Source organism: Oceanicaulis sp. (assembly GCA_040112665.1).
Taxonomy (GTDB): domain Bacteria; phylum Pseudomonadota; class Alphaproteobacteria; order Caulobacterales; family Maricaulaceae; genus Oceanicaulis.
Window position 1 is genome coordinate 2,602,715 of the sequence record CP157796.1, and the last position, 14,707, is coordinate 2,617,421.

Sequence of the window (14,707 nt, forward strand, 5' to 3'; positions counted from 1 at the left end):
CCGCCCCGGCGCGCCCGCTCACGCCGGGGCGGCGGGTCAGGACGTACAGCCCGGCGTCATGAACACGTGGAACCCGTTGCGCTTGGACACCGCGTTGAACTTGTCGCAGAGCGCTGTTTGCGGCTCGGCGCGGAACGCCCGGAACGCCGCGTTCAGCGCGGCGAGCGCATGATCCAGCTCGTCGGCGAGCTGCTCGCTGAGCGCGGAAAAATCCATCGTGTTGCCCGCGAGCCGGTCATGATCGCGATTGAGTTTCTTGATCGTGTCGCCGACCACGAGGACGAACTGAGCGGCGCGCAGCATCGACAGCGTTTCGCCGATTTCATGGGCGTAACGGACGCCAGGGTCCCGGAAGGCGTGACCGGCCCTTGCGGCGAGCAAATCGAGATAGAGCGTCACGTCGCAAAGCTCGTTCACGACCCGATTTCGCGCTTTCGTTCGCTTGCGGGACGCCGCCCGGACGGGATCGCCGGGCTCGCCGTTGATCACAAGCTGACCGGTGGCGACCAGATCATGCGACGCCCATTCAGCAAACGCTTCCAGCGCCTCGCCGACTTCGCCCGCCGCCGCCGTGAACCACTGGTTCAAATCCCAGTCCGCGACGCCGTGCCTATGCCAGTGCGCGCACCGTTCAAGGTTCTTTTCGCGCACATATCTCATGAACCCGAGGCTCATTTCGCTTTCTCCCTGTCCGCGCGCAGCTCCGCGCGCAAAAGCTCTGTCGTCGCGTCCTGCAGGCGGGTGCGGGCCTTGGTTTTCCAGCCCGTCCGCGCCGCGCGCGCGGCGCGCCAGGCCCGCGCGCGTTCGGCCTGGGCTTCGGGCAGGCTCAGACGGCGGCGCGTCATGACGCCCGCCTTTGCGCCGCCGGCGCGTCGTGTTCGTGTTCGTGTTCGTGCTCGCGAAGGTCGGCCAGCACGTCAGACGCGCTCAGGCCGGTCAGCTTCACGATCTCGGTCAGATATCCGATGCGCGGAACGCGCCGGTCACGATGACCCGCGGGAAGACACCAGCGGCGCGCGGTCTGATGCGGCACGCCGCCGAGCTTCTTGCCCAAAGCCTCGTAAGTCAGCTTGTTTTCGACGCGCCAGGCGTCCAATCTGTTGCCGGTCGAAGGCTCGTTTCCGGTCATCGACTACACCGCACCGTTGTTAATTGCACCATAACGGTGTAATTGGTGCGGGTGATTTGCCCCGATCCGTCAACCCCTTTCGGTGACTTTGCACCGAACCGGCGCTCAAATCTCACCGCGAACGCCCGCAAAATAGCTGGGTGCTTTGGTGATTTCGGAGGCCCGGCCATGTCGCGCGCTTACGGCGCCGTCCGGCGAGACGTACCCCATCGTCTGCGCGAGATACGTCACGCGCGCGGGCTGACGATCGAACAGCTCGCCGAGCTGGTCGGGCTCACCTATCAGACCGTGCAGAGATACGAGACCGGCGACCGCTCGCTGCGCGTCGAGGACCTGCCGCGGTTCGCCGCCGTGCTGAAATGCCGGCCCGGCGATCTTGTAGACGACGACAGCGCCGATCCCGACGAGCTGGTCGCCCGTGACCTGTTCCGAAAGCTCAGCCGTGAAGACCGCAAGCGCTTACTTGCGGCGATGAACGCGTGGGCCGGCGACGACGCCGCCTGATCAGCGCTTTGATTTTGCCGCCTTCCGGTGCGCAATCCCGGTCACCGCCCAGACCAGGGAGACGACCCAGCCGATCAGCGTCCAACCCAGAAACAGGTTGAGAAAGAAGATCGCCAGGTGATCGGGGTGCGCGCGAAGTGCTGCGATGAACGCCGGCAGGAAATACCCGACGAACAGCCCGCCGAGCACGATCGCGGCCAAGGTCTCATCATTCATGCCCCACCCCTTTCAGCCCGCAAGCGCCTAATACCAGTAACGTAATTTTCGACACACGCGCCAGTCTAGCACCAAATTGGTGCACACCGTATTGACGCCTTTGCACCGGTATGGTGCATTACCGTTCGTCTGATTTGCGAACGGAGAGCCCGCCATGACCGCAGCAACCGCCGAAGCCCCCGCCGGGACAGCAGAGGCGAACGGCGTTCGCCCGCTTCCGCCCGAACCGGTGAACGTCAGGGATACCGCCCTTCTGGCCGAACTCGCCGGGCGGGCCGAGCCCGCTTTGGCGCTTGAACTGGCCAGGGCGCTCGACCGGTTCGATCCGGTCAAGAAGCGCTTTCGCTCCGATCTGGTCCTGCGCAGCCTCAGAAGCTTCGCCGATCAGGGGCTGGTCAAGCTCAGCCATGAAGGCGAGGGCGCGACGATCACGCCGCGCGGGCTTGCGATCTGGCGCGCGCTTTCAGGTCAGACCGATCAACCCGGAGAAGGCGGCGCGTTCGGCGTCATTCACGATCTGATCGAGCCCGACCCGGACAATCCGCGCACCCTGTTCGACGGCGACGCGATCGAGGACCTTGCGCAAAGCATCGCCGACGCCGGACAGGTGCTTCAGAACCTCATTTTGCGCCGCCATCCGGACGCGGAGAAAGCCGCAGCCGGCCGCTTCATGATCGTCGGCGGCGAACGCCGCTGGCGCGCGGTCGGAACGCTGATCAAGGCCGGGCGCTGGCCGTGGAACAGGCCGCTTCCTGCGATCGTCCGCGACTACGCCGAAGACGACCCGCACGCCGCGCGCGTCGACGCGCTTGTCGAGAACCTGCAGCGGGTGAACCTGAGCCCGCTTGAAGAGGCCGAAAGCTTCGAGCGCCTGCGCAAGGCGGGCCTGTCGACCGCCCGGATCGCCGAACGCATCGGCCGCACCCAGAGAAACGTGCAGCAGCGCCTGCAGCTTCTGAAGCTCGACCCGGCCGACCGCGCCCGCCTCGCGAGCGGCGAGATCACCGTCGAACAGGCTCGCGCCATGCTGAGCGCGGGGAGCGGCGATCAGACGGCGGAGGCGTCCGCGCCGCGTCCGATCCCGGCGGCGCGACAGCGCCAGTTCTGGACCGAGTTTCTTTATCAGGACAAATACATTCCCGACGCTACGCTGATTGCAAACCTGTCCCGGCGCTATCGGCTGTCGCGCGAGGTGGCCGAGGCGTCGATCCATGACGCCAGCGCGGCCGGCGTGATCGCCGGGAACACGCAAGGCTGGCGTCTGGCGAGCCCTGACGTCCAGGACACGACCCCGCCCGCCCCGCCCCCCGCCGACGACCCCGCGAGCCTGTACGCCGCCGCCCGCGCGAAGGTGCTCGACGCGCTCGAAGACCTCGCGCGGATCGTCGTCACCGAGATCAGCAATTCCAACAGCCACAACCTCATTCTCTCCGCGCTGGAAAGCGGCGCGGACGGGCTGAAGGCCGCGCACGCGCGCGAGAAAGGCGACCGCAAATGACCCGCCGCAATCCCTCCCCCTGGGCGCTCCCGCCCGGCGCCGAGCCCAGCGAACGCCCCGCGCCCGACCGCGCCAGCCCGGCGCCCGAAACCACGCCGCGCGCCTATGACCGCGCGCACCCGCGCCGGGGCGGCCAGAACGCGAACGCGCACTTGCGCACCTTCGCCGACAAGGCCGCCGCCGTCGCCGCCCATGAACGCGCGCTGAAACGCATGCTTGAAATCGGCCAGGAAGAGGGCGTCCGCGTGCTCGCCTTCGTCTTTTCAGACGTCAGCGGCGAGCCGAAAGACCCGGTCAATTCAGGGCTCGCCAAGGGCTGTTTTCGCACCGACACGGTAGCCGCCGCGCAGCATCTCAGCGGCGATCCCGACGTCGTCAGGACATACGCGATCGACGCGATGACGGCGATCTTCGGCGCACCCGCCCCCGCCGGCCAGAAACCCGGCTCCGACCCAATCGGAGAACCGGAGGGCTCGGCATGAACGCGGTGACCAAAATCCGGACCGTCCGCCCGCCCCGCGCCGGCCGGACCGGCCCGGCGGCGCTCGACGAGCTGGCGCAGTTTCAGCGCGGTCCGAAGGACGCGGCGAGCTACGCCGGATCGCTGCGCCTGAAAGAAAAGATCGAAGCCTACTGGCGCGCACGCGGCCGGACGGCGGTCGTCACGCTCGAAAACGGCGGTGCGAACCCGCATCTGAAAACCGCCCATGTCGTGACCCGCTCGAACATCGTGAACGGCTTCCCGCCGCGCGCGAAGGGGCGCCGGTCATGATCGGCCCGAACACCTTCGCCGCGCTCGGCGGGCGGACCGGCTTTCCCGACGCCCAGGCCGCCGCCGATCACGTCCCGCCCTGCCCTGTGTGTCACGGCGCGCTCGTCACCGACGACCCCGCAGACCCGTTCAACCCCGCGCCCGTGCCCTGCCCGGCCTGCGCCGACGAAGAAGAGGATGCGTTTTGATGAACGATCACCAACGCAAGGCTGTCACCGCCTACGCCGCGATCGCTGCAGCCGAGACCGCCTTCAGGCACGCGGCTGAGGCGGCCTTTCCGCCGGGCTCTGTCGCTCGCGTTTGCAGGCACAGCACGCAGACCGTCGAGATCATGAAATGGCTTTTCGGCAGCCGGGTTCGCGTTCGCAACCCGAAGACCGGGAAAACATACGACGTGCACGCCGCTTACATCGTTCCTGCAGGATCGGCCGCCCCGATTTACGAGCTGGCCTCGACCGTGTCCGCCGCTCATTGCGAAGGGGCGGCGTCATGACCCGACCGGCCCCCGCCCGCCGTACCCCGCGCGCTGCGGCGACCGTCATGGCCTGGATCGGCTTCGGCGCGCTTCTGGGCGCGGTCACCGGCGGCGTCATGGTCGCGATCGGACTGATCGCCCGCGATCCCGACGCCTTCGCGACCGGCTGGCGCATCATCGCGATGTTCATCGCCGTCTTTGCAGCCTTCGGCTTGCTCGACGTGCGCCGGGAGCGGCGGACGTGAGGCGTTGCGACACCGGTTTTCGACTTCACCCGCTCAGCAAAGGAGACCCCTCATGAGCACCCTTCCCGCCGGCATGAAGCCTGTCATGGTCACCACCAAGCATCGCGGCGTGTTCGCCGGGCTCGTGCCCGACGACGCCGACCTCGCACAGCCCACGCTGGCGCTGAAATCGGCCCGCATGGCGATCAAGTTCGGCACGACCAGGGGCGTGCAGCAGCTGGCCGAGAGCGGCCCGACCGGAAACTCGAAGATCTCCGCGCCGGCCGATATTCCGGTCCTGCACGACGTGACGGCCGTGTTCGCCGTGACCGAAGCGGCCTGGGCGAAGTGGGAGGCGGCGTGATGGATCGCGATCGGCTGGTCACGGCGGACGATCTTGTCCGCGGCGGCTGTTGCCGAGACGGCGTGCGCGCGGCCCTTCTCAGAGAACACGAGAAGGGCCGCGCCGCGGCGGCCATGCCCGTTCGCGGCGTCGTCGCGCTCGCGACCGCGAGCGAGCGCGAGCCGGTGAGGCGAGCGCTTCAGCTCGACGGCTACGGCTACGGCTACGGCGACGGCTACGGCTACGGCTACGGCTACGGCGACGGCTACGGCGACGGCTACGGCGACGGCGACGGCTACGGCGACGGCTACGGCGACGACTACGGCGACGGCGACGGCTACGGCGACGGCTACGGCTACGGCTACGGCTACGGCTACGGCTACGGCTACGGCTACGGCGACGGCTACGGCGACGGCTACGGCGACGGCGACGGCGACGGCGGATACTGAAAGGGCGCGGGCATGGATCAGGCCTATCTTGATCTCATCACGACCGGCCGTCAGGCCCGCGCCTTCCGCGCCGAACATGAAGCCCTGTTTGACCGGCTCCATCTGCGCGGCACGGCGATCCGCTGGGCGATGGGCGGAACCGTTCGCTCGGGTGTCGTCATTTGCAGCGGCTTCGGGCGAAGACTTCTGGTCGCGGCCTTTGAAAGCGACGCGTGCCAGTGGCTCATGCCGTCGCGTGTGATCCTGCCTGACGGCCGCGAACTGGCCGAAGCCCTGAGCAACGACCGAGCATGAACGCCCCCTCCCCCTCCCGGCGCGCCCCGCGCGCATACCCGCCAGACCGCGAGATCAGGCGCGCGCTCGACGCGGCGCGCGCGGCGGGGTTAAATCCGGCCGGGTTCACGATCGGCCGGACCGGGGAGATCACCGTCTTTGAACAAGCGCCGCACGCCGCCGAACCCGCGCCCGCCGACGACGCGCCGGACCCCGCGCGCGCCGCGCTCGACGCCCGCCGCCGGCGCAAGGCCGGCGAGCCGGGCCGAGGCTGAGGCCGCCGCCATGTCCGGCGCGCCGCCCGCCCGCATTCATCGGGTTTCGAAGATCCTTTCAGGCGGCGAACGCCGCTGGTTTTACTACGCCTGGCGCGGCGGCCCGCGCTTCTGGACGTGCGACGGCGCGCCGGTCGACTACGCCCGCCCGCCCGAAGGCTTCGGCGCCGCGCTCGACGCCGCGCGGGCCGAGGGCCGCCAGACGGCCGCAGGCCGCACCGGCGCGCGCACGGTCAGCGCGCTGATCGACCGCTACCGCCGGTCCGGCGACTTCGCCAGGCTGAGCGAGGCGACGAAAGAGACGTATGGCGTCTATTTCGCCCAGATCGAGGCGGAGTTCGGAGACGACGCCGTCATCGCCTTCGACGATCCTGAAATCGTCGACGACATTCTCGCCTGGCGCGATGAAAAGGCCGCAGCGGGCCAGCTCCGCGCCGCCGATCACCGGGTCCGGGTGCTCGCGCGGCTGTTATCGTTTGCAAGGCTTCTGAAATGGTGCGCGCACAATCCCGCCCAGGGCGTCCCGCGCCTTTATGACGCCGACCGGTCGGAGATCGTGTTCAGCCGGGCCGAGCGGGCGCTGATCTTCGAAGGCGGCCCGGCCGCCGATCCGGAGACCGGCCAGGTGCGCCAGGTCGCCCCGGCCGAGCCCCATCTCGCGGCGATCTTCACCCTGGCCTTTTACACTGGCGCGCGCCGCGCCGATCTCGCCGCCATGCCGCTCAGCGCCGATCACGGGCTCGAACTGGTCTGGCGCACGTCCAAGAGCCGGGGGCGGACCGAGGCGATCGTTCCGGTCCTTCCCCCGCTGCGCGCCCTGATCGATGCGCGCCGCGCTCAGGCCCAGGCCGCCGCGCCCGCGGAAAAGACCCGGATCGCGGCGACGACGATCCTGACGACCTCGCGCGGCCGGCCCTGGACACGGCGCGGCCTGTCCGACGCGGTGGCCAAGCGCCTGGCCGAATGTGCGATCACCGGAAAGCACCTTCACGACAGCCGGGGCACGTTCGCGACCGAGTTGTGCGAAGCGGGCTTCAGCAACGCCGATATCGCCGAGTTCTGCGGATGGAGCGGCGACGAAAAGAAGGTCGCGCGCATCCGCGCCCGCTACGTCAACCGCGCCGCACTGGCGCGACAGCGCATCAAGCGATGGAACGACGGGAAGCGATAGGCCCGGCCCCGAGGAACGCCGCAGGGACAAATCTGTAAACCGGGCTGTAAACCGCCGGGTCACGAAACCCGCTAAGTAATGGTCGGAGCGGCCGGATTCGAACCGGCGACCCCTGGTCCCCCAGACCAGTGCGCTAACCGGGCTGCGCCACGCTCCGATACCAGATCGCCCGGCGGGGTGGACCGGGAGCCCGGCGCGACGCCGGGAGGCGGGTTATAGGCGCGCCGCGCGCCCGGAGCAACCGGGCAAACGCCGCGCTGCGGTCTCAAGCTGCAGAACGGTTCTCGAGGGCTTCGGCGAGCGCGTTGCGCGCCGCTTCGACCCGCTCGAGCGCAGCCTCCAGACGGCTCCGGGCTTCATCGCTGATCGCCGCAGCCGGATGGCTCGATGCGGCCGGTGCGTCCTGCGAAAGCGCCGGCTCTGAATAGGTTTCGGACGAACCGGGAGGACCCGCCGGCGAAGCCGTGATCGGCGCGTCCCCTTCGCCTTCGCCGAGGGCCGCGACTGCGCCGACCCCGTGTTCGCGCAGATATTTCTGCGCGCCCTTGATGGTGTAACCGTCCTCGTAGAGCAGCCGCTTGAGCCCCTTCAGAAGGCTCACGTCCTGGGGCCGGTAGAGCCGCCGGCCGCCCGCACGCTTCATCGGTTTGAGTTGCGCGAAGCGGCCCTCCCAGAAGCGCAGCACATGCGCTGGAAGGCCGGTCTCTTCGGACGCTTCCGAGATCGTGCGGTAGGCGTCGGGCGACTTGTCGGCCATTTAGGCGAGGTCTTTGCTCAGCGCGGCGTCGACTCGGTCCTTCAGCACCTGGCTGGGCTTGAACACCAGCACGCGGCGGGGCTCGATCGGCACTTCCTCGCCGGTTTTCGGGTTGCGCCCGACCCGGCCGTTCTTGTCGCGCAGCACGAACGAGCCGAAGGAAGAAAGCTTCACGGACTCGCCGGCCACAAGCGTGTCGGAGATCATGTCCAGAACCGCTTCGACGAGCTGCGCGCTTTCCTGACGCGGCAGCCCGACATCGCGATGGACGGCGTCCGAAAGGTCGGCCCGCGTGATGGTCTTGCCCATTGGTTGTCCCCTGTCCTGTCCTAGGCCCGCGAGATTAGTTGCACGGGCGCGGCGCGGTCAACGTTAACCATAGGGAAACGCTCAATAACGCGCTAACGCGGCGCCCCAGGTGAACCCGCCGCCGAGCGCCTCCATCAGAACGAGGTCGCCGCGCTTGATCCGGCCGTCGGAAATCGCCTGGTCGAAGGCCAGCGGAATCGAGGCGGCCGAGGTGTTGCCGTGCCGGGAGACCGTGGAGATCACCTTCTCCTCCGGAATGCCCAGCTTCTTTGAAACGCCCAGCAAAATTCGCTGGTTGGCCTGGTGCGGCACGAACCAGTCGATGTCGGAAATCCCGACGCCGGCCATTGCGGCGGCTTCGCTCATGGAGTCCGCGATCTTCGTCACGGCGTGCCGGAACACCTGATTGCCCTGCATGCGCAGATGCCCGACGGTCTTGGTCGAGGACGGCCCGCCGTCGACATAGAGCAGATCGCAATACCGACCGTCAGAACGCAGATGGGTCTGGAACAGGCCCTTCTGCTCGGCCGGATCGCCCTCCTCCGCGGTCAGCACGGCCGCGCCGGCGCCGTCGCCGAACAGCACGCAGGTCGTCCGGTCCGTCCAGTCCAGGATGCGCGAAAAGGTCTCCGCGCCGATCACGAGCGCGCACTTGGCCTGGCCGCACTTGATGAAATTGTCCGCCGTGGCCATGGCGTAGAGAAAGCCCGAGCACACCGCGTGCACGTCGAAGGCCGCGCCCTGCCTGACGCCGAGCTTTTCCTGAACGATCGTCGCCGTCGCCGGAAAGGTCAGATCCGGCGTCGCCGTGGCGAGCACGATCAGATCGACCTTGTCCGCTTCAAGCCCGGCGGCCAGCAGCGCCCGGCGCGCCGCAGCCGCGCCGAGATCGGAGGTATATTCGCCGTCCGCTGCGATATGGCGCTGCTCGATCCCGGTGCGCTCGCGGATCCAGGCGTCGGAGGTCTCGACGATGGCTTCCATCGCCGCGTTGGTCAGCACCTTCTCGGGCAGATAGGCTCCGATGCCGGCGATGCGCGAATAATACGAGGTCAAAACTTATCCTTCCGCCGTCCCGGCGGCGACGTCCATTCTGGACAAGGTATCGAGATTCTTTTCAATTTCGGTAAGGAAGCGGCTGTCTGCCAGCTCGAGCGCGATCCTGAGCGCGGTCGCAAAGCCGTGCGCGTCCGTTCCGCCATGGCTTTTGACCACGACGCCGTTGAGCCCGAGAAACACGCCGCCGTTCACATTGCGCGGATCGACCTTGGCGCGCAGCGCCGTGAGCGGCCCGAGCGACAGGATCGCTCCGGCGATCTTGCCCGGCAGCGTCGCGGTCAGCGCCTCACGGAACCAGCCGCCGACCAGGCGCGCGGTGCCTTCTGCGGTCTTCAGCGCGACGTTTCCGGTGAAGCCGTCGGTGACCACGACATTGGTCGTGCCCGCTGAAATGTCGTCGCCCTCGACATAGCCGCGATAGTCCATGTCCAGACCCGCCTCGCGCATCAGCGCATCGGCGTCCCGGATTATCTGGCTGCCCTTGAGCTCTTCCTGGCCCACGTTCAGAAGACCGACCGTCGGCCGCTCAACCCCGTGCACAGCGCGGTGAAACGCTTCGCCCAACACCGCGAACTCGACGAGCTGGGCGGGGCTGACCTCGACGTTCGCGCCGACGTCCAGAACCGTGGAGAACCCGCTCGGCGCAGGCCAGCTCGCGGCGATCGCAGGCCGGTGCACGCCGGGTTTCATCCGCAGGACGACCTTGGAGATCGCCATCAGAGCGCCGGTGTTGCCCGCCGAAACCGCGACCTGCGCTTCGCCGTCCTTCACCGCATGCACGGCGTTCCACATCGAGGAGCCGCGCGAGCGCCGTACCGCTTCGGACGGCTTGGCGGACATGTCCACCTCGCTGTCGGTGTGGCGAATCTCGCTCGCCGCCTTGAGCGTATCGTGCCGATCGAGCAGCGGTCCGATCCGCGCTTCATCGCCGTGCAGCAGGAAGCGCACCTGGCGCCGGCGGTTCTTGAGGAAGTGCGCTGCGCCTTCGATCACGCTGTCGGGCGCATGGTCGCCGCCCATGGCGTCGACGGAGAGAACCAGAGAGGCCGTCATGCAAATTCCGTCAATGAATGTCCCGAAGGCCCCTTGGGGCGGTCGGACCTTACCCATCGAACCGTGACTTGCAAGCCGCGCTCGCGTCCGGCGGCGCCTCAGGCAGCGGCGGGAAAGCGCGGCGCAGCGCCGTCGAGCAGGTCTTCGGCCGGCTGATCGGCCAGCGCGCGTTCGGACGCGGCTGCGTAGGCGGCCAGACGGCGTGCGGCGGGCCCGGCTTCGACCGGCGCATCCTCAGCCGCCTCGTCTTCTGCGGCGAAAAGATTGCGCTCTATCACCTCGGCGAGCGCGCCTTCGTCGCCCGCGTCGAGCGCGGCCTCATAGGCTTTCGCCCGTCCGTAGAAGGCCTCGCCCATCTCCCGGATTTTCTTACCTACGGAAAGATCGCCGGTGCCCATCTCGCGCAGCGCCGCGTCCATGTCGTCGAACATGATGTCGAAGACGAGCTGGCTCATATGCCGGCCCGCCTCGCCTTGCGACCGCAGACGGCGGAAGACCAGCACGGCGTGCAGCGTTATGAGATCGAACCGCCCGTCCACGGTGTCCGGCGCACCGTCTGGGCCGTAGAGCGAGGGCTTGCGCGCTTCGCGCACGAGGGACACGTAAAGCGCCCGGGCGGGCGCTTTCATCGAATCTTTCTTGAACAGGCGGGCGAACATGCGCATGCGGCTCCCACATCAGCGCGCTTGAAGCTATGCTCGCGAACAGTTACGTCAAACCTCGACCGGCGCATAGCCGCCGACCGCATCTCAGCTCTGGAGGGGTCATGCGACTTCGCCGCGCCGCCATCGCCGCCGCCGTCATCGTCAGCGCCGGCATGGTTTCCGCCTGCAACCCGACCCTGCGGAGCCACGGCTTCCGCTATCCCGACGGCGAAATGCCCGCGCTGACGCCGGGCGAAGACACCCAGGCGAGCGTGCTGGCCGCGCTGGGCAATCCGTCCACCCGGGGCACGTTCGAGGACGACACCTGGTACTACATCTCGGCGACGCGCGAGTATCTCGCCTATCTGCGCCCCGATACGCGCGAACGCCGCGTGATCAAGCTCACCTTCGACGACGCCGGCGTGCTGACCGCGCAGGAAGAGTACGGCCTTGAAGACGGCCGCGTCGTGGCGCTGGTCGATCGCGAGACCCCGACCCGCGGCCGCGAACTGACCCTGCTCGAGCAGCTGCTCGGCAACGTCGGCCGTCTGCCGAGCGAACAATTCGGCGGCGAACAGAACCTGCCCGGTGGCGCTGGCGGCCCACGTCCCGACGGCGGAATGTAAATTCGGGCCTGCACTCGCAAGCCACGACAGCTCGCTCGATCACGACAATAAAGCCCCGGCGTCACCGCCGGGGCTTTCTTGTTTCAAGCTTCAGCCTTTGATCAGAACCCGGCCAGCACCGCCAGCATCAGAAGCGCGACGATGTTGGTGATCTTGATCATCGGGTTCACGGCGGGACCCGCGGTGTCCTTGTAGGGATCGCCCACGGTGTCACCGGTCACGGCCGCCTTGTGGGCTTCAGAGCCCTTGCCGCCGTGATGGCCGTCCTCGATGTACTTCTTGGCGTTGTCCCAAGCGCCGCCGCCGGCGGTCATGGAGATCGCCACGAACAGCCCGGTCACGATCACGCCGAGCAGCATCGCGCCGACCGCGGCCAGCGCCTGGTCCTTGCCCGCGACGAAGAAGATCGCCGTGAACAGCACGATCGGCGACAGCACTGGCAGCATGGACGGCACGATCATCTCCCGGATCGCGGCCGTGGTCAGGATGTCCACCGCGCGGCCGTAATCGGGCTTCTCGGTGCCCTGCATGATGCCCGGCTTCTCCTTGAACTGCCGGCGCACTTCTTCGACCACCTTCTGAGCGGCGCGGCCGACGGCGGTCATGGACATGCCGCCGAACAGGAAGGGCAGCAGACCGCCGAAGAACAGGCCCACGACCACATAGGGGTTGGACAGGGCGAAGTTCACGTCGATCCCGGCGAAGAAGGGATAGCTGTCAGGATTGGCCGAGAAGTAGTTGAGATCCTCGGTGTAGGCTGCGAACAGCACCAGGGCGCCCAGGCCCGCAGAGCCGATGGCGTAGCCTTTGGTGACGGCCTTGGTGGTGTTGCCGACCGCATCCAGGGCGTCGGTGGTGTCGCGGACCGACCCTTCCAACTCGCTCATCTCGGCGATGCCGCCGGCGTTGTCGGTCACAGGGCCGAAGGCGTCGAGCGCCACGACCATGCCCGCGATGGCCAGCATCGTGGTCACGGCAATGGCGATGCCGAAAAGCCCTGCGAGATTGAAGGTGGTCACGATCGCCACGATGATCACGAGGGCGGGCAGCGCCGTGGCCTCCATGGAGACCGCGAGGCCCTGGATCACGTTCGTGCCGTGACCGGACTCCGAAGCGCGCGCCACCGACTTCACCGGGCCGTACTGGACGCCGGTATAGTATTCGGTGATCCACACGATCAGGCCGGTCACGATCAGGCCGACCGTTCCGCACAGGAACAGGTCCATGCCGGTGACCGAAACGCCGGTCGACGTCGTCGCCTCCGAACCGAAGCCCAGAAGGAAGTGTGTGGCGACCGCCGTTCCGACGACCCCGAGCAGCGCGGTGGCGATGAAGCCCTTGTAGAGCGCGCCCATCACATTGGTCGAACCCTTGCCGAGCTTGACGAAGAACGCGCCGATGATCGAGGCGAGGATGCAGGTCGCGCCGATCGCGAGCGGGTAGACCATCATCGCGTCGAGCCCGAAATCGCCGGCCGCGCCGCGGAAGTAGATCGAGGCGAGCACCATGGTCGCCACGACGGTCACCGCGTAGGTCTCGAACAGGTCGGCGGCCATGCCGGCGCAGTCGCCGACATTGTCGCCCACGTTGTCGGCGATGGTCGCGGCGTTGCGCGGGTCATCCTCGGGAATGCCGGCTTCGACCTTGCCCACCATGTCGCCGCCCACGTCGGCGCCCTTGGTGAAGATGCCGCCGCCCAGCCGCGCGAAGATCGAGATCAGCGAGGCGCCGAAGCCGAGGGCCACGAGGCCGTCGATGATCGTGCGCTGGCCTTCGGCGTTTTCAAAGCCGTTCCCGCCGGTCAGAAGCGCGTAGTAGACCGCGACCGAGAGGAGCGCGAGACCGGCGACGAGCATGCCGGTCACAGCGCCCGCCTTGAACGCCATCGACAGGCCCGCCTGAAGCGAGGTCTTGGCCGCTTCGGTCGTACGCACGTTGGCGCGCACCGACACCAGCATGCCGATGAAGCCAGCCGCGCCGGACAGCACCGCGCCGATCAGGAAGCCGATCGCGACCACCCAGCCCAGGAGCACGCCGACAAGGATCAGGATCACCACGCCGACGATGGCGATGGTGGTGTACTGGCGCTTCAGATAGGCGTCCGCGCCTTCCTGAATCGCCTTGGCGATTTCCTGCATGCGTTCATTGCCGGCGCTCGCCGACAGAATGGAGCGGATCTGCACCGCGCCATACACGATCGAAAGGACCCCGGCCGCCACAGCGAGCCAGAGCCAAAGCGCTTCCATACCCATGTCTGTTCGTTTCCCGTACAGGCGTTGTTCTTATGAGGCGCCCGCCGCACTTGGTTGGGAGAAAAGAAGAATCAGTGCGGTTCAAGCCCTCCCCGATGGGGTCGGACTATGCCCAAACCACAATCCGGGCGCAACAAAGCCGTAAAAAACCCGAAACGCCCATAAGAACGCTAGGTTACCGGATGTAGCGCACGTCCTCGCCGAGCAGGTCCAGCCGGTCGATACGATCGGCTTCGATGATCTCTCCGGCGGCCTCGAGAAAGGCGGCGTGGGTGATCGACTTATCCAGGCTCTCGTCATCGGAAAGCCGAAGCGGGGCGCGGTGCCCCGCCCGAACGAACCGGTCGTTCAGGATATGGACCTTCGCGATGTAATCGAACCGGTTTCCCCGCCTGAGGCAGACCCGCGGGGTCAGGAAGGCGTAGCCCGCGAGACGCTCCGCTTCGCCACGGACCACCGGAACGACCACGACCGGCGCATCGAGCGCCTGCGGGCAGGTCTCGTCGGGCCCGAACACGGTCTGGGCCGCGAGCGCCGCTTCTTCAAGCGCGTTATAGACCTCGGTCGGACCGTCGTCCTGCGCCGGCCCGGCGGGCGCAGCCGAAGCTCCAGCCGTCAGAGCGGCGGCGCAAAGCGCCGAAATGAAGAACGTACGAACCATGAGCGGAGCTATACGCC

24 protein-coding genes and 1 tRNA gene are annotated in these 14,707 nt (G+C 67.6%); 13 read left to right on the plus strand and 12 right to left on the minus strand.

Going from position 1 to position 14,707, the window contains the following annotated elements; translation table 11 throughout:
- Window positions 1–36: 36 nt before the first annotated feature.
- The 3 genes from ABL308_12800 to ABL308_12810 are packed head-to-tail and all read right to left on the minus strand — an operon-like array spanning window position 37 to window position 1,129.
- Window positions 37–675, minus strand: a complete 639-nt coding sequence (locus ABL308_12800; protein ID XBQ15823.1) for a hypothetical protein — start codon at window positions 673–675, stop codon at window positions 37–39.
- Window positions 672–845, minus strand: coding sequence for a hypothetical protein (locus ABL308_12805; protein ID XBQ15824.1), 174 nt, complete (start codon window positions 843–845; stop codon window positions 672–674). The genes ABL308_12800 and ABL308_12805 overlap by 4 nt, the downstream gene beginning before the upstream one ends.
- Window positions 842–1,129: a helix-turn-helix transcriptional regulator gene (locus ABL308_12810; protein ID XBQ15825.1), complete on the minus strand. Its 288-nt coding sequence runs from the start codon at window positions 1,127–1,129 to the stop codon at window positions 842–844. Before ABL308_12810 ends, ABL308_12805 begins: the two co-directional genes overlap by 4 nt.
- Window positions 1,130–1,297: 168 nt before the next feature.
- Here ABL308_12810 and ABL308_12815 point away from each other — a divergent pair, with 168 nt between their 5' ends.
- Window positions 1,298–1,633 carry a helix-turn-helix transcriptional regulator gene (locus ABL308_12815; GenBank protein ID XBQ15826.1) on the plus strand — a complete coding sequence of 112 codons (336 nt, stop codon included), beginning with the start codon at window positions 1,298–1,300 and terminating at the stop codon, window positions 1,631–1,633.
- Here ABL308_12815 and ABL308_12820 read toward each other — a convergent pair whose 3' ends face one another.
- Window positions 1,634–1,834, minus strand: coding sequence for a superinfection immunity protein (locus tag ABL308_12820; GenBank protein XBQ15827.1), 201 nt, complete (start codon window positions 1,832–1,834; stop codon window positions 1,634–1,636).
- Between the two features lie 169 nt (window positions 1,835–2,003).
- Here ABL308_12820 and ABL308_12825 point away from each other — a divergent pair, with 169 nt between their 5' ends.
- The 11 genes from ABL308_12825 to ABL308_12875 are packed head-to-tail and all read left to right on the plus strand — an operon-like array spanning window position 2,004 to window position 7,329.
- Complete coding sequence (locus ABL308_12825) at window positions 2,004–3,347, plus strand: ParB/RepB/Spo0J family partition protein (GenBank protein XBQ15828.1); 1,344 nt, start codon at window positions 2,004–2,006, stop codon at window positions 3,345–3,347.
- The gene (locus ABL308_12830; protein ID XBQ15829.1) at window positions 3,344–3,829 is read left to right on the plus strand and encodes a hypothetical protein; all 486 of its coding nucleotides are present in this window, start codon (window positions 3,344–3,346) and stop codon (window positions 3,827–3,829) included. Before ABL308_12825 ends, ABL308_12830 begins: the two co-directional genes overlap by 4 nt.
- Window positions 3,826–4,119 carry a hypothetical protein gene (locus ABL308_12835; GenBank protein ID XBQ15830.1) on the plus strand — a complete coding sequence of 98 codons (294 nt, stop codon included), beginning with the start codon at window positions 3,826–3,828 and terminating at the stop codon, window positions 4,117–4,119. The genes ABL308_12830 and ABL308_12835 overlap by 4 nt, the downstream gene beginning before the upstream one ends.
- A complete protein-coding gene (locus ABL308_12840; GenBank protein ID XBQ15831.1) occupies window positions 4,116–4,307 on the plus strand; it encodes a hypothetical protein in 192 nt (63 codons plus the stop codon). Before ABL308_12835 ends, ABL308_12840 begins: the two co-directional genes overlap by 4 nt.
- Window positions 4,307–4,612, plus strand: coding sequence for a hypothetical protein (locus tag ABL308_12845; protein ID XBQ15832.1), 306 nt, complete (start codon window positions 4,307–4,309; stop codon window positions 4,610–4,612). Before ABL308_12840 ends, ABL308_12845 begins: the two co-directional genes overlap by 1 nt.
- Window positions 4,609–4,839: a hypothetical protein gene (locus tag ABL308_12850; protein XBQ15833.1), complete on the plus strand. Its 231-nt coding sequence runs from the start codon at window positions 4,609–4,611 to the stop codon at window positions 4,837–4,839. Before ABL308_12845 ends, ABL308_12850 begins: the two co-directional genes overlap by 4 nt.
- Window positions 4,840–4,891: 52 nt before the next feature.
- The gene (locus ABL308_12855; GenBank protein ID XBQ15834.1) at window positions 4,892–5,182 is read left to right on the plus strand and encodes a hypothetical protein; all 291 of its coding nucleotides are present in this window, start codon (window positions 4,892–4,894) and stop codon (window positions 5,180–5,182) included.
- Window positions 5,182–5,610: a hypothetical protein gene (locus ABL308_12860; GenBank protein XBQ15835.1), complete on the plus strand. Its 429-nt coding sequence runs from the start codon at window positions 5,182–5,184 to the stop codon at window positions 5,608–5,610. Before ABL308_12855 ends, ABL308_12860 begins: the two co-directional genes overlap by 1 nt.
- 12 nt (window positions 5,611–5,622) lie before the next feature.
- Window positions 5,623–5,904, plus strand: a complete 282-nt coding sequence (locus ABL308_12865; protein ID XBQ15836.1) for a hypothetical protein — start codon at window positions 5,623–5,625, stop codon at window positions 5,902–5,904.
- On the plus strand, window positions 5,901–6,158 hold the full coding sequence (locus ABL308_12870; protein XBQ15837.1) for a hypothetical protein: 258 nt from the start codon (window positions 5,901–5,903) through the stop codon (window positions 6,156–6,158). Before ABL308_12865 ends, ABL308_12870 begins: the two co-directional genes overlap by 4 nt.
- A 10-nt stretch (window positions 6,159–6,168) precedes the next feature.
- Complete coding sequence (locus ABL308_12875) at window positions 6,169–7,329, plus strand: site-specific integrase (GenBank protein ID XBQ15838.1); 1,161 nt, start codon at window positions 6,169–6,171, stop codon at window positions 7,327–7,329.
- Between the two features lie 79 nt (window positions 7,330–7,408).
- On the opposite strand, the gene ABL308_12880 is transcribed toward ABL308_12875, so the two are convergent.
- The 6 genes from ABL308_12880 to ABL308_12905 form a co-directional block, all read right to left on the minus strand.
- A tRNA-Pro gene (locus tag ABL308_12880) sits at window positions 7,409–7,486 on the minus strand.
- A 108-nt stretch (window positions 7,487–7,594) separates the two neighbouring features.
- Window positions 7,595–8,086 carry a MerR family transcriptional regulator gene (locus ABL308_12885; protein ID XBQ15839.1) on the minus strand — a complete coding sequence of 164 codons (492 nt, stop codon included), beginning with the start codon at window positions 8,084–8,086 and terminating at the stop codon, window positions 7,595–7,597.
- Complete coding sequence (locus ABL308_12890) at window positions 8,087–8,395, minus strand: integration host factor subunit alpha (protein ID XBQ15840.1); 309 nt, start codon at window positions 8,393–8,395, stop codon at window positions 8,087–8,089. It abuts the gene before it with no gap.
- An 81-nt stretch (window positions 8,396–8,476) separates the two neighbouring features.
- The gene (locus tag ABL308_12895) at window positions 8,477–9,451 is read right to left on the minus strand and encodes a beta-ketoacyl-ACP synthase III (GenBank protein XBQ15841.1); all 975 of its coding nucleotides are present in this window, start codon (window positions 9,449–9,451) and stop codon (window positions 8,477–8,479) included.
- Between the two features lie 3 nt (window positions 9,452–9,454).
- Window positions 9,455–10,507, minus strand: a complete 1,053-nt coding sequence (gene plsX, locus ABL308_12900; GenBank protein ID XBQ15842.1) for a phosphate acyltransferase PlsX — start codon at window positions 10,505–10,507, stop codon at window positions 9,455–9,457.
- A gap of 98 nt (window positions 10,508–10,605) precedes the next feature.
- Window positions 10,606–11,172, minus strand: coding sequence for a ubiquinol-cytochrome C chaperone family protein (locus tag ABL308_12905; protein XBQ15843.1), 567 nt, complete (start codon window positions 11,170–11,172; stop codon window positions 10,606–10,608).
- A gap of 101 nt (window positions 11,173–11,273) precedes the next feature.
- Between ABL308_12905 and bamE the strand changes: the two genes are divergently transcribed.
- Window positions 11,274–11,777, plus strand: coding sequence for an outer membrane protein assembly factor BamE (bamE, locus tag ABL308_12910; protein XBQ15844.1), 504 nt, complete (start codon window positions 11,274–11,276; stop codon window positions 11,775–11,777).
- Between the two features lie 101 nt (window positions 11,778–11,878).
- Here the strand turns inward: bamE and ABL308_12915 are convergent, their stop codons facing one another.
- Window positions 11,879–14,029 carry a sodium-translocating pyrophosphatase gene (locus ABL308_12915; GenBank protein ID XBQ15845.1) on the minus strand — a complete coding sequence of 717 codons (2,151 nt, stop codon included), beginning with the start codon at window positions 14,027–14,029 and terminating at the stop codon, window positions 11,879–11,881.
- A gap of 175 nt (window positions 14,030–14,204) precedes the next feature.
- Window positions 14,205–14,690, minus strand: a complete 486-nt coding sequence (locus ABL308_12920; GenBank protein ID XBQ15846.1) for a hypothetical protein — start codon at window positions 14,688–14,690, stop codon at window positions 14,205–14,207.
- Window positions 14,691–14,707 lie beyond the last annotated feature (17 nt).

Excerpts from the sequence above, each read along its gene's own strand:
- ABL308_12800 (XBQ15823.1), bottom strand. The coding sequence starts at position 675 with ATGAGCCTCGGGTTCATGAGATATGTGCGCGAAAAGAACCTTGAACGG.
- ABL308_12805 (XBQ15824.1), bottom strand. The coding sequence starts at position 845 with ATGACGCGCCGCCGTCTGAGCCTGCCCGAAGCCCAGGCCGAACGCGCG.
- ABL308_12810 (XBQ15825.1), bottom strand. The coding sequence starts at position 1,129 with ATGACCGGAAACGAGCCTTCGACCGGCAACAGATTGGACGCCTGGCGC.
- ABL308_12815 (XBQ15826.1), top strand. The coding sequence starts at position 1,298 with ATGTCGCGCGCTTACGGCGCCGTCCGGCGAGACGTACCCCATCGTCTG.
- ABL308_12825 (XBQ15828.1), top strand. The coding sequence starts at position 2,004 with ATGACCGCAGCAACCGCCGAAGCCCCCGCCGGGACAGCAGAGGCGAAC.
- ABL308_12830 (XBQ15829.1), top strand. The coding sequence starts at position 3,344 with ATGACCCGCCGCAATCCCTCCCCCTGGGCGCTCCCGCCCGGCGCCGAG.
- ABL308_12835 (XBQ15830.1), top strand. The coding sequence starts at position 3,826 with ATGAACGCGGTGACCAAAATCCGGACCGTCCGCCCGCCCCGCGCCGGC.
- ABL308_12840 (XBQ15831.1), top strand. The coding sequence starts at position 4,116 with ATGATCGGCCCGAACACCTTCGCCGCGCTCGGCGGGCGGACCGGCTTT.
- ABL308_12845 (XBQ15832.1), top strand. The coding sequence starts at position 4,307 with ATGAACGATCACCAACGCAAGGCTGTCACCGCCTACGCCGCGATCGCT.
- ABL308_12850 (XBQ15833.1), top strand. The coding sequence starts at position 4,609 with ATGACCCGACCGGCCCCCGCCCGCCGTACCCCGCGCGCTGCGGCGACC.
- ABL308_12855 (XBQ15834.1), top strand. The coding sequence starts at position 4,892 with ATGAGCACCCTTCCCGCCGGCATGAAGCCTGTCATGGTCACCACCAAG.
- ABL308_12860 (XBQ15835.1), top strand. The coding sequence starts at position 5,182 with ATGGATCGCGATCGGCTGGTCACGGCGGACGATCTTGTCCGCGGCGGC.
- ABL308_12865 (XBQ15836.1), top strand. The coding sequence starts at position 5,623 with ATGGATCAGGCCTATCTTGATCTCATCACGACCGGCCGTCAGGCCCGC.
- ABL308_12870 (XBQ15837.1), top strand. The coding sequence starts at position 5,901 with ATGAACGCCCCCTCCCCCTCCCGGCGCGCCCCGCGCGCATACCCGCCA.
- ABL308_12875 (XBQ15838.1), top strand. The coding sequence starts at position 6,169 with ATGTCCGGCGCGCCGCCCGCCCGCATTCATCGGGTTTCGAAGATCCTT.
- ABL308_12885 (XBQ15839.1), bottom strand. The coding sequence starts at position 8,086 with ATGGCCGACAAGTCGCCCGACGCCTACCGCACGATCTCGGAAGCGTCC.
- ABL308_12890 (XBQ15840.1), bottom strand. The coding sequence starts at position 8,395 with ATGGGCAAGACCATCACGCGGGCCGACCTTTCGGACGCCGTCCATCGC.
- plsX (XBQ15842.1), bottom strand. The coding sequence starts at position 10,507 with ATGACGGCCTCTCTGGTTCTCTCCGTCGACGCCATGGGCGGCGACCAT.
- ABL308_12905 (XBQ15843.1), bottom strand. The coding sequence starts at position 11,172 with ATGCGCATGTTCGCCCGCCTGTTCAAGAAAGATTCGATGAAAGCGCCC.
- bamE (XBQ15844.1), top strand. The coding sequence starts at position 11,274 with ATGCGACTTCGCCGCGCCGCCATCGCCGCCGCCGTCATCGTCAGCGCC.
- ABL308_12915 (XBQ15845.1), bottom strand. The coding sequence starts at position 14,029 with ATGGGTATGGAAGCGCTTTGGCTCTGGCTCGCTGTGGCGGCCGGGGTC.
- ABL308_12920 (XBQ15846.1), bottom strand. The coding sequence starts at position 14,690 with ATGGTTCGTACGTTCTTCATTTCGGCGCTTTGCGCCGCCGCTCTGACG.